Here is an 11907-nt window from a genome sequence, read left to right as displayed (position 1 = left end):
ACCCAATTCATCCGTGGTGCGGGATGTTTAATAGTTGAAAGTCTTGACCAGCAGCAGGTCGCCGATTGCCCGCAAGGGCACGATGAACGTCTCGCGTTTTTCGTCGACGGTGTTTTCGTTGAGCACCAGATTGATTTGCGAGGTGATCACCTCGTTCTGGTTGCTGGTCTCATCGAAGTTATAGCCGCCGCTGCCGAAGTTGCCCCAATAGTTCACGTAAACCAGATAAGTGCCATGCATCGGCGCGGTCATGGTGAACATCTCCGGCCCGGGGCCATCGACGCCGTCCGGGTCCAACCCGCCGCCATTGCTCATCGCCGGGCGAGCCCAGAACGCATGTTGGCCGTCGGGGGTAATGATGTGCAGGTCGAGTTCAGCCTTGGGATCGTCCCAGCCCAGCACCACGCGAATCCGCGCCGGCGTGCGCAGGTTGTTGGCTTCATAGAATTGAACGCGCTTGAGTGACTTGCCCTCGGAACTGCGCACTTCGACGCTGTTGGACCCGGCGCCGAACGCATACGGCCGGGCAAAACGTCCTTGGTCGTCGGTGTACAAATTCAGGGGATTGCCGTTGACCGCCAGGCTGTGCGGCGGTCGGAGTGTGCCGAGAGCCTTGAGCTGGCCTTCGATCATCGTGCGATTGCGCTGCACGCCCCGGTCGATGGGCGGCGTGGGATAGGCGACGCGAGGGTTTTCACTGCGGTCCAGCAGGCCGTGATAACGCCAGCCGCCCACCGGCTCCGACAACTCGGCCGTGGGCTCGGCCCATGCCACCTGGGCGCAGACCAGCGTGATCAGCAGTGAACGAACACAACGCATGTAACGCCTCCTGCCATGCATAACGAAACCTGGCGCCCGATCCTCGGCGCGGTGTTTGATCTGTCTGTAGGAGCCAGGCTTGCCGGCGAAGGCGTCCTTGAGAACGCCTTCGCCGGCAAGCCTGGCTCCTACAAAAAAGCGGCTTAACTGGCATTAGGCCAGAGGCCGGCAATATAACATTGCCAGCAGTGCAATTTTCTGATCTTTTTGTGAACCGGGCTGCATTCTTTCCGATAACCCGATCGTCGCCCCGCCGTCATTCAGCAGATTCCGGGTCTTTAATGGTTGCAGGATTTAAAGCCACTGCACCCACTGCGCACGCATCGGGAGACTGAACATGAAAATCGTCGTCATTGGCGGTACCGGGCTGATCGGCAGACACCTGTGCAAAAACCTGCAAGACCTGGGGCATGAAGTCCTGGCCGCGTCACCGAGCACCGGCGTCAACGCCCTCACCGGCGAAGGATTACAAGAGGCCTTACAAGGCGCCGACGTAGTGGTCGACGTGGCCAACTCGCCCTCCTTCGAAGACGCTGCCGTGCTCGAGTTCTTCGAAACCAGCGGGCGCAACCTGCTTGCCGCCGAGAAAACCGCAGGCGTCAAACACCATGTCGCCCTGTCGGTGGTGGGCACCGAGCGCATGCTCGACAGCGGTTACTTCCGGGCGAAAATGGCGCAGGAAACACTCATCAAAAACTCAGGCATCCCTTACACAATCCTGCGGGCCACGCAGTTTTTCGAATTCATCGGAGCCATTTCGTACTCAGGCGTGCAAGAAGGCGACACCGTGCGTTTGACCTCCGCCGAGCTGCAACCGATTGCCGCGGTCGATGTCGCGACGGCGCTGGCGAAAGTCGCGGTGCAAGCGCCGAGCAACCAGACCTTGGAAGTAGCCGGCCCTGAACGCTGGCCGCTGGTGGAATTCGTGCGCCTGTTTTTGCAACACACCAACGACCCGCGCCAGGCCCAAGCGGACGACACGGTCCCCTACTTCGGTGCGCCGATCGATGACCACTCGCTGACGCCGGGAGAACACCCCATCGTCGGGCCGACGCGCTTCGAAACCTGGCTCAAGAGCAGCGTTTGATACTCAAACGAGGGCCCTACACCAACCGCTCGATCTTCTGATGCTGCCAGACCATTTTGTAATACAGCGTCTGCAGCATCAGCATGCCCAGGTACGCCACCGGAAACGCCATCCACACACCTTGCAGCCCAAAGCGCGCATCCAGCAGATACGCCACCGGCAATTGCACACCGACCACGCAAATGATCGAAACCGCCACCGGTACCAACACCGTGCCGCTGGCGCGCATGATGCCGCCGATGATCGCCTGAAAGCCAAACACCAACAGGCTCCAGAGCATGATGTGCAACAGGTGTTCGGCCATCACCCGCGTAGAATCATCCGTGAGAAACAACCCCAGCAACCAGTGCGACAACAGATACCCCAACACCACCAGGCCACCGGTCAGGCACACATTGATCAACAACCCCGTGCGCAGAATCGGCCCCATGCGCTCGATGCGCCCGGCGCCGATGGCCTGCGCACCGAGGATCGACGCCGTGATCGCAATCGACAGTGCCGGGAACTGCACGTAATTGACGATCTGCGTCACCGCCCCATACGCCGCCGTCGCCTGAGAACCGTGCTGGTTCACCAGTGCCAGAATCACCAACTCCGACAACGACAGCACTACCATCTGCAACCCGGTCGGCAGCCCGATGCGCAGCACCTTGCCGAGGATCTCCATGTCCAGCCGCATCGCCGCCAACATCTCCCGATCCGGCGCCAACGGATGCCCCTTGCGAATCAACCGCCACGCCAGCCACCCCATCGCCGACAAGTTACCCACCAACCCCGCCCACGCCGCACTCTGAATTCCCATCGGCGGCAGCCCCAACCACCCGAGAATCAACGCCGGCGTCAGCGCCAGCCCGACACACGTCGACACCACCAGTGCCAACAACGGCGACAGCGTATCGCTCACCCCACGCAGCAACTGCGTAAACAACACAAACACCAACAGCGACGGCAAGATCCACATCATCACCTGCGCATACGCCACCGCATCGTCCAGCACATCCGCCGGCATCCCCAACCCCTGCAACGCCGGCCGCGCAAACACACTGCCCAACACCGCCGCCACTAACCCGATCATCGCCCCCAACAGCAACGTCGAACCGGCGATAGCCTTCACCAAATGCGGCTCACGAGCGCCCCAGGCCTGGCCGATCAACACCCCAGCGCCCGCGCCGAGGCCGATGACCAGGGCGATGAAGAAGAACACGATGGGGAACATGCCCGATACCGCCGCGAGAGCCTGGGTGCCGAGCATTTGGCCGATGTAGATGCTGTTGATCGTGCCGGACATGGATTGAAGGAAATTGGAGAGGACCATGGGGGCGAGGAATAGGAGGTAGGTTTGCCAGAGGGGGTGGGATTTGGTGGGGGTTTGCATTGAGGTTCCGTCTCGGGTGGGGGTTGGCATTTGGGAAATTCTACGCTACGGAACTGGGAACGAGGCGCTTCTGTTTTGCGGATTTGGGTGGCATGAGTAATGTCTGCTTTCGGCCGATTCTGTTGAAAAAGTCGGCCATGGTTTCCACGGCAGAAAAGTACGCGCTTGAGATTGAAATCTTTACTTTGAGCAGAGGATTCCGGGCTCAGATTTCGCATAGCTGCGTGCAAAAAAGGCGTTTTCAGCAGTCAGTATGCGGGCAGTCTGGAAGGGCCGACTTTTTCAACACAATCGGCCAAAAGCAGACTCTGGACAATCCGCTCCACAAGGCGATAGAGTCAGTAGTTCAGACCAACTACCCCGAACGATAAGGACATGGAATGTTGCGCATATTGGGTAAGGCATCGTCGATCAATGTACGAAAGGTGCTCTGGGCCTGCGCCGAGATTGAAATTCCCTTTGAGCGGGTGGATTGGGGTTCTGGCTTCAGATCGACGCACACACCTGAATTCCTGGCGCTGAATCCCAATGCCATGGTGCCGGTCATCCAGGACGACGACTTCATTCTTTGGGAGTCAAACTCGATCATTCGCTACCTGGCATCGCGCTACAACGGCGTTCACCTTTACCCGACTGAAGCGAGAGCCAAAGCGCGGGTGGATCAATGGATCGATTGGCAAGCGTCAGATCTCAACAAGTCGTGGAGTTATGCCTTCATGTCGCTGGTCAGGCATTCGCCTGAGCATCAGGACAGCCGTGCGTTGGCGGCCGCGTGCAACAACTGGTCGAGGTACATGGAGATCCTCAATCGACAGCTCGATTCAACCGGGGCCTACGTCAGCGGCGATGAGTTTTCTCTCGCAGATATACCGATCGGCCTGTCAGTTAATCGGTGGTTTGAAACACCGCTTGCTCATCCGGACTTTCCTGCCGTGAGCGACTATTACGAACGCTTGAGTCGTCGACCAGGCTACCGCCTGTACGGAAGAAACGGGACGCCATGACACGGTCTCAGAGGAGTTTTGTGTCCGCTTCACGGGTGGATAGCATCCTGTCGCTACCGCCAGCTTTCGGCCGATTCTGTTGAAAAAGTCGATCCGCCCAAACTGTCTGATCATTGACCGGTGAAAACGCCTTTTTTGCACGCTGCTACGTGAAATCTGAGTCCGGAAGCCTCTGCCCAAAGTAAAGATTTCAAATTCAGACGCGCACTTTTCCGCTGAGCAAACCATGGCCGACTTTTTCAACAGAATCGGCCAATAGCAGACCTTCCAGATACCTCATTACCTTGGCGATTACTGACCGTCAGAGACAGTGAATTTTAATCTGGAGCCCCTCCTGCTCCTCGGGTGTCCGAAAGTAGCTTGTGATCAAATCGAACTCAGCGTCGGTTGCTGCAAACTCATGCTCTGCGCGGCCATTGCGAAGATGCAACCGGCCTCGGCAAGTATCATCGTCCACCTCGATGTAGTGGACGCAGTGGGAAACCTCGACTGCGTCAGCCAAGCCGCGCAACCATTGGCCTCCCGTGCCAAAACCAATACTTCATTTAATGTCTGGCAAAATTGCATCCGGCAAATCAACGCTGGCATCAACGCGTCCGCGTAACGGCAGGCAGTTATGGTGATTGAAGTCATTCGGCCCTGTCGGGATCTGGCATTGGCCGACCTCGAGCCTGGCAAGAGACTGCGACGTCTAGCCTCGACCGTTGCAGTGGGTGGTCAGACGTCCGTCTGTTCCGCCATTTCCAGGGCGTCGTCGACCTCGATCCCCAGGTATCTGACGGTACATTCAAGCTTCGTACGGCCAAGCAGGAGTTGCACTGCTCTCAGGTTCTTCGTCCTGCGATAGATTAGCGATACCTTGGTTCTCCGTAGCGTGTGGGTACCGTACATGGTTGGTGTGTCCTGCATAGGCAACCTCTCTACGAAAGTCGTTAGGTTCAGCGGTTGTTATGGAGTGCCCATTGGTTCGCGCAAATGGACGGAATCCGTGTGTCAGTCCGCACTTGGCCGTTTTTGACTATCTATCGCCACCGGCAGCTTTGGGTCCAGGCTGTGTGAAAACGCATGCGCCGTTTTGAAGTCTGCGTTGCTACGTAAAATCTGTCGGCGTTTGCTTGGTCAGCCAGACCTAAAATTTGCATAGGAACGCGATTTTTGTTCCGATTCTGACTGTCAAACTTGCTCTAAAACGTTTTCACACAGCCTAGGTCGACTGCAGCCCTTCACTGCAGGCAGAAATCGGGCCAAAAGCAGACGCTCGAATTTGTCTACGAGCTTCAAAATCCTTTGATGAAAAACCGGATATCGCGCTAGTTACGCGGTCAATTTGACCAAGCACCTTCCGAATTAGGCCGTCATTCCTCTTCCAGTCATGGTCCCGGCTCTTCGTCCCAATATGCGAAGAAACTGTCCCGCTACGCCCATAGTCTTGCGCCTGAAATCACTACTGTAGGACCACCCCTATCAATAACTGGTAGGGGGCAGTTACCTACACCGGATGCTCATATTGCGCACCGCCGTACAGCACGGATTGGAGACAACAATGACAACAGTCGCCGCAGCCCAAGACACTCCTTCACCCCTTACCCCCTCGGCACCTGCCACTATCCGGTCGTCAGTGCGCCAGCATTCGATCAAGGTGGAGATTTGCTCCCCCGCCATCGGTGCCGAACTCAGCAACATCAATCTGGCCGATGCTGCCCAGGACCCCGAACTGATCGCAGAAATCAGGGCGCTATGGCTGAAGCATAAAGTACTGTTCTTTCGCGATCAGGACATCACCCCCCTGGAGCAACAGCACTTCGCCGCGCAATTCGCTGAGCTGGAAGCCCATCCCCTGGCGCCGAGCCATCCGGAGGCGGACAAGCTGCTGATGCTGTACCGCAATCTCGATCCGAGCAAGCCCAAGAGCTATGTCGAAAAGGCCAGCCGCGAAAACCTCTGGCATGCCGATGTCACCTACAAGAAGGCGCCGCCCCGCGGCGCGGTATTGCGCTGCGAACTGGGTCCGGAGGCCGGCGGCGACACGCTGTTTTCCAACATGGTGATGGCTTACGAAAACCTGCCACAGGCCATCAAGCAACGAATCGAACGCCTGTACGCAAAACACGGTGCCGAGCAGACCTTTGGCGCCCAGTTGCCACGCGAAGAACGTCATGCGATGGCTGCGAAGAACCCTGCCGCTGAACACCCGGTTGTGCTTACCCATCCAGAGACTGGCGAAAAGGTCTTGTTCGTCAACTCCGCGTTCACGACCCATTTCTCGAATTTCTTCAACTTCGAGGATATCCGCTACGGCCAGGACTTCATGCCGGAGGCTCATCATCTGATGAACTACCTGATGTCTCAGGCCGCGATTCCGGAATACCAGGTTCGCCTGAAGTGGCGAACCAACACGGTTGCCATGTGGGACAACCTGCAAGTCCAGCACTACGCGGTGGCTGACTATGGCAATGCACCCAGAAAGATGCTGCGCGCCACCCTCGCAGGTACCCCGCTCACCTGATCTAAACGGTTCCCTCCGGGGGAATTCAGGGCACCCGACCGACCATCTGAGTCAGTCGGGCAGCCCTGGCCGCTCACAAATGCTCGACCTCAAACAAAAACAATGGAGATACCTATGCTCTACGAACACATAGACACTGCCGTCATCGATGGCGAATCGCTGCCGTGGATACCCTTTACGCCCTATGCGGAAAACGTCCTGCTGAAGTACTTCAAGCTTGACCCGATCCGCGGTGAATGGATCGTCATGATGAAGGCGCCGCTGGACATGCAGCTGCCCAAGCACCACCACACCGGCACGGTCATGGTCTACACGATCGAAGGCCAGTGGAAATACAAGGAGCATGACTGGATCGCTGGCCCCGGCAGCATCGTCTACGAGACGGCCGCGTCGACTCACACACCTGAAGTCGTCAGCACGGGAAGCGCGGACGGGTATTCGCTCATGCTGGTTCAAGTGACGGGCGATCTCGCGTTCCTGGACGGCAACGACAACATCGTCGCGCTGGAAAACTGGAAGACCGGGTTGCAACGTTATCTTGCTTACTGCGAGCAGCATGACATCGCGCCGAAAGACCTGACGGCATTCAACTGACCCGGATTTCACGGGAAAACCCGGCGCCTCTGGTTCAAGGGGCGACCGGGCCAGTTTCCGGTTAGCAATCATTCAGGGGAGGGAAACAGGCTGTGACGGGTCGCGGTCATGACGCGAAATCTGACCCGGGCCTGGCCGCCTGCTCGCTCCCCGATCACAGACAAGCGAGCGGAGCGATGCCATGAAAGGCCTGATGATGCAAAAGCAGCTTTTGATTTCCTCACTCATTGAACATGCCGACCGCCATCACGGCGATACGCAGATCGTATCCCGCCGGGTGGAGGGCGATATCCATCGCTACACCTTCCGTGACTGCCACCATCGCGCGCGCCAGCTTGCCAGCGCGCTGACCCGCTTGGGCGTCAAGCCTTCCGAGCGGATCGGCACACTGGCATGGAATGGCTATCGGCACCTGGAGTTGTACTACGGCGTTGCCGGCATGGGTGCCATTGTGCATACCATCAACCCTCGTCTGCATGAAGACCAGGTCGCCTACATCGCCAATCACGCCGAAGACCAGTACATCTTCTTCGACTTGACCTTCTTGCCGCTGATCAAGTCCATCGCCGGGCGCTGCAATGGGGTCAAGGCGTTCATCGCCATGACCGATCAGGCGCATATGCCCAAGGATGCCGGCATCGACAATTTGCTGTGCTATGAAGACCTCCTTCAAGAGGGATCCCCTGACTACGCCTGGCCGATTTTCGACGAGGATGCCGCCAGCACGCTCTGCTACACCTCTGGCACGACGGGCAACCCGAAAGGGGTTTTGTACAGTCATCGTTCGTCGGTGCTGCACACCTATGCGGCCGCGCTCCCCGACGCCCTGAATTGTTCGGCACACGACGTGATTCTGCCCGTTGTGCCGATGTTCCATATCAACGCCTGGGGACTTCCGTACATTGCGTGCATGGTCGGTGCGAAGCTTGTCTTTCCCGGACCTGCTCTGGATGGAGAGTCGCTGTTCGAACTGCTCGAAGTCGAGCAGGTGACACTGTCCGCGGGTGTCCCGACCGTGTGGCAAGGCCTTCTTGGTCATCTGGAAAAAACCGGCCGGCAATTCTCCAGCATGAAACGCAGCATCATTGGTGGCGCCACCTGTCCCCCGTCCATGCTGCACACCTTTCAGCAAACCTACGGTGTAGCGGTATTGCACGTCTGGGGGATGACGGAACTGAGCCCTATCGGAACCGTTGGCACCCTCAAGGCCAGGCATATTGAAATGTCCCCGGCAGAGCGTCATGCCGTGCAATCCAAGCAAGGCCGAGCGGTGTTTGGCGTCGACATGAAGATCGTTGACGCCGATGGCATGGAATTGCCCTGGGACGGCGCAACCTCGGGCGAGCTGTTGGTGCGCGGGCCATGGGTGGTGCGCGATTATTTCAGGAACGAAGCAAACAGTTCGCCGCTGCTCGAACACGCAGGTCAAGGGTGGTTCCCAACCGGCGATGTAGCGACCATCGATGTCGATGGCTTCATGCAGATCACCGATCGCAGTAAGGATGTGATCAAGTCGGGTGGCGAATGGATAGGCTCCATCGAACTGGAAACCATTGCGATGGCCCATCCGGCAGTCTCCCAGGCGGCCTGCATTGCCGCTAGACACGCAAAATGGGACGAACGCCCATTGTTGATCGTCGTCACGAAGCCGCAAGCAACACTGACGCGGGAAGAACTGCTCGCCTTTTATGAAGGCAAGATCGCGAAATGGTGGACGCCGGATGATGTGATCTTTGTCGACACAATTGCGTTGGGCGCTACGGGCAAGATCCAGAAGAACCGTCTGCGGGAGCAGTTCGGTGACCATCTTATGGTTAAGGCTGCCGGCTGAACGGGTGCATGCACTGTGCGTGGCCGCGAGTGATCGCGACCACGCACAGTGCGATCGTTTCTAGCGCTCCAGTTGCTCGAGAAACGTCAGGAGCAACTCATTGACTTGATCGACGCTTTCTTCCGCGGCGCTGTGGCCCACGCCGGGTAGCAAGACCTTCTTCTGCAGCCCGGGTAGATAAGTGTCGAGCTGTTCGTAGAGCGCACGGATTTCGACCGGCTCCAGCGAAGGGTCGGCGGCACCACCAATGAACAGGCTCGGCTGGCGCACCAGCGCACCGTCGAGAAACGCGGTGATCTCCCAGTTCCGGTCGCGACAGCGGTAGTAGTTCAAAGCACCGGTAAACCCAGTGCGCGTGTATTCAGTGACGTAGTAGTCGAGCGCCCGTGCGCTCAGCCACGACGGGAACTCGCCCTTCGGCTCAGTGAACGCGTTGAGAATGGGCTCACCAGGCTCGACGAACAGGCGCCAGCGTTCAGCCCCTACAGCGCTGCCGGAGATCGAGTAGAAGACGCTGCGCAAGGTCTTGCGCGGATCGCTGGCCAACTCGCGGTCCGGCTTGTCGAGCTGCTGGAAATACAGGTGGTGATACACCCTGCCCTTTGCCATTGCCTGCAAACCTACAGTCGGCTTGACCTTGCCGCGCGGTGGCACCGGCGTATTGAGCATCACCAGGCCACGGAACAGATCCGGCCGCAGCATGGCCGCCGCCTGGGCCACCCAGGCGCCCAGGTCGTGCCCGATGATCACCGCGGATGTTTCGCCCAGTGTCGCCATCAAGCCCACCATGTCGCCGACGGCCTGACTCATGTCATAGGCTTCAATGGCATCGGGCCGATCGGTTTGGCCAAACCCCCGTTGATCAGGGACCACAACTCGATAGCCGGCCTCGGCCAACACCGCGATCTGGTGCCGCCACATGTACCAAAGATAAGGAAAACCGTGCAGCAGGATGACGAGAGGCCCTTGCCCCTCGTCGATGTAATGCATGCGAATGCCGTTGAGTTCGGCAAAGCAGTGGTTGAATGCATCGGGGTCATCGGCGTCCACCTGTGCCCTTGCCGCGAGCGGGTGACCGATACCTGTAGCGGTGCGCGTGTCCATCATCTACCTCCATCTTTGTTGTCATTGTCGGCGTGAAGGTAGCCCTGAGCGGCTGTCCTGCACTAAGCTTCTCAGGACACAATCTGGTGAAACTGGGACACGAGGCCAAGCATGTATACCTTGACGCGAAGCGCCAGCCTTACCGACTTTGAGCAGGTTGCCCGTTCAGTGGGGCTCGATCCATTTCGCATGCTGCGCATGACCAGGCTACCGGCCAGTGTCCTCGACGATCCGAACATCATGATCAGCAGCGATTCGGTAGGTTGGCTGCTGGAGGAGTCAGCCCGTCTGTCCGGCCAGGAGGCCTTCGGACTGTTGCTCGCGGAAACCAGACACCTTTCCAACTTTGGCATGCTCGCGCTACTCATCCGCGAAGAGCCAACGCTTCGCGCAGCTTTGCAATCTTGCTTCCGCTATACGCGCCTGCATAACGCCGGTGTGCAATTGTGGCTCGAGGATGTAGGCGAACTGACCCTGCTGCATGTGGGTGTGAATATGCAGGGCCATCATGGCGTCTGGCGCCAGGCGATTGAACAGGCAACCGGCATAATGCTTCGGATGTTGAGCGTTCTGAGCGGCCATACCTTCCGGCCGGTAAGGGTCAGCTTTACTCACGACCGACCTTCCAGCCTTGAAGTGCACCACCGCGTGTTGGGTACAACTATCGAGTTTTCCCAGGAATTCAATGCCATCGTTTGCCGTCGGCGCGATCTGGACATGCCCATTCCCACGGCCGACCCCGCATTGCATCGCGAGGTGAAGCGATCGCTGGACATGCAGTTGGCCAACCTGCGCGACGAACCGGCGCAGCGGGTACGCCAGATCGTCAGGATGCTGCTGCCAAGCGGACTGTGCTCTGTCGATGGCGTGGCCCAGCATCTTGGGATGCACCGACGCACCCTTAACCGACACTTGGCGGCCGAGGGAGAGAGTGTCACGACGATCATCAATGCGGTACGCGCCGAACTTGCCGAAGAGTATCTGGCCAACAGCAAGCGCCGATTGTATGAGGTCGCCGAACTCCTCGGATTTTCCTCTGCCGGTGACTTTTCGCGCTGGTTCCGCAGCCGTTTTGGCAAGACACCCTCGGCTTGGGCCGTCTCCTACCGAGAGAGCAAGGCGGCATCCGGGCCCCTATCGCCTGAATAAAAAACAGGTTCATGGGCAACTCCAACCTGCTGGCCAGCCATTTGGCCTGAACTGCCATACCCGACGTTTCTGCCCCCGCCATCCCGCCGCCAGCGTCCCAATACGCGAAGATTCTGTCCCGCAACGCCCATTGCATCGCTCTCGTGCAACCTACTATGGGTCAGTGGCCCCTGTTCCGTTGATGGGGGCCACAACATCCACCGGATACACGTTTACCGCCCAGAATCCTGGATCCTTGATGGCTCCAGCGGTTTGTGAATTCGAGTCCAGCAACCAATTCGATGGTGATGCAAAAAATACGATCCTGAATCTGATCGCGCTACTTGCAGTCCTCCACCGGGATCGCCCCGGGAGCAGCACAAACGTCATCAGAACAGCGCCTGATCGCGCAACACATCGTCAATGAAACGTCACCATCGGCCGAGGGAAGTCCTACAC

General features: G+C 58.3%; 10 protein-coding genes and 2 pseudogenes. 7 read left to right on the top strand and 5 right to left on the bottom strand.

Annotated features, from left to right (window positions below):
• Positions 1-27: 27 nt before the first annotated feature.
• Positions 28-819, bottom strand: coding sequence for a YfaP family protein (locus tag CKW20_RS13115; RefSeq protein ID WP_095053264.1), 792 nt, complete (start codon positions 817-819; stop codon positions 28-30).
• Between the two features lie 15 nt (positions 820-834).
• Here CKW20_RS13115 and CKW20_RS29845 point away from each other — a divergent pair, with 15 nt between their 5' ends.
• Together CKW20_RS29845 and CKW20_RS13110 are read left to right on the top strand one after the other, a co-directional pair.
• Positions 835-966, top strand: coding sequence for a hypothetical protein (locus CKW20_RS29845; RefSeq protein ID WP_256585040.1), 132 nt, complete (start codon positions 835-837; stop codon positions 964-966).
• Positions 967-1156: 190 nt separating this feature from the next.
• Positions 1157-1906: an SDR family oxidoreductase gene (locus CKW20_RS13110; protein ID WP_095053263.1), complete on the top strand. Its 750-nt coding sequence runs from the start codon at positions 1157-1159 to the stop codon at positions 1904-1906.
• Positions 1907-1922: 16 nt separating this feature from the next.
• Here CKW20_RS13110 and CKW20_RS13105 read toward each other — a convergent pair whose 3' ends face one another.
• Positions 1923-3281 (bottom strand): MATE family efflux transporter, encoded by a 1359-nt coding sequence (locus CKW20_RS13105; RefSeq protein WP_095053262.1) that lies wholly within the window; start codon positions 3279-3281, stop codon positions 1923-1925.
• Positions 3282-3661: 380 nt separating this feature from the next.
• On the opposite strand from CKW20_RS13105, the gene CKW20_RS13095 reads away from it, so the two are divergent.
• A complete protein-coding gene (locus CKW20_RS13095) occupies positions 3662-4285 on the top strand; it encodes a glutathione S-transferase family protein (RefSeq protein ID WP_095053261.1) in 624 nt (207 codons plus the stop codon).
• Between the two features lie 301 nt (positions 4286-4586).
• Here the strand turns inward: CKW20_RS13095 and CKW20_RS29840 are convergent.
• Positions 4587-4802: pseudogene (locus CKW20_RS29840) on the bottom strand (ATP-binding protein); the annotation flags it as partial.
• 200 nt (positions 4803-5002) lie between these two features.
• Positions 5003-5182 (bottom strand): annotated as a pseudogene (locus CKW20_RS29835) (integrase); the annotation flags it as partial.
• Between the two features lie 736 nt (positions 5183-5918).
• On the opposite strand from CKW20_RS29835, the gene CKW20_RS13080 reads away from it, so the two are divergent.
• The 3 genes from CKW20_RS13080 to CKW20_RS13070 all read left to right on the top strand — a co-directional run bounded on the left by CKW20_RS13080 (position 5919) and on the right by CKW20_RS13070 (position 9216).
• The gene (locus tag CKW20_RS13080; protein ID WP_218228002.1) at positions 5919-6791 is read left to right on the top strand and encodes a TauD/TfdA family dioxygenase; all 873 of its coding nucleotides are present in this window, start codon (positions 5919-5921) and stop codon (positions 6789-6791) included.
• 114 nt (positions 6792-6905) lie between these two features.
• On the top strand, positions 6906-7385 hold the full coding sequence (locus tag CKW20_RS13075) for a 2,4'-dihydroxyacetophenone dioxygenase family protein (RefSeq protein ID WP_095053258.1): 480 nt from the start codon (positions 6906-6908) through the stop codon (positions 7383-7385).
• Between the two features lie 181 nt (positions 7386-7566).
• Positions 7567-9216: a 3-(methylthio)propionyl-CoA ligase gene (locus tag CKW20_RS13070; protein ID WP_095053257.1), complete on the top strand. Its 1650-nt coding sequence runs from the start codon at positions 7567-7569 to the stop codon at positions 9214-9216.
• A gap of 60 nt (positions 9217-9276) precedes the next feature.
• Here CKW20_RS13070 and CKW20_RS13065 read toward each other — a convergent pair whose 3' ends face one another.
• Complete coding sequence (locus CKW20_RS13065; protein ID WP_218227999.1) at positions 9277-10320, bottom strand: alpha/beta fold hydrolase; 1044 nt, start codon at positions 10318-10320, stop codon at positions 9277-9279.
• Positions 10321-10431: 111 nt separating this feature from the next.
• On the opposite strand from CKW20_RS13065, the gene CKW20_RS13060 reads away from it, so the two are divergent.
• Positions 10432-11469: an AraC family transcriptional regulator gene (locus CKW20_RS13060; protein ID WP_095053256.1), complete on the top strand. Its 1038-nt coding sequence runs from the start codon at positions 10432-10434 to the stop codon at positions 11467-11469.
• The last annotated feature ends 438 nt before the right edge of the window (positions 11470-11907 follow it).

Source organism: Pseudomonas sp. Irchel s3b2, assembly GCF_900187445.1.
Taxonomy (GTDB): Bacteria; Pseudomonadota; Gammaproteobacteria; order Pseudomonadales; family Pseudomonadaceae; genus Aquipseudomonas.
The sequence above is the reverse complement of the archived record's forward strand: the minus strand, read 5'-3'. Positions and strand labels throughout refer to the sequence as shown.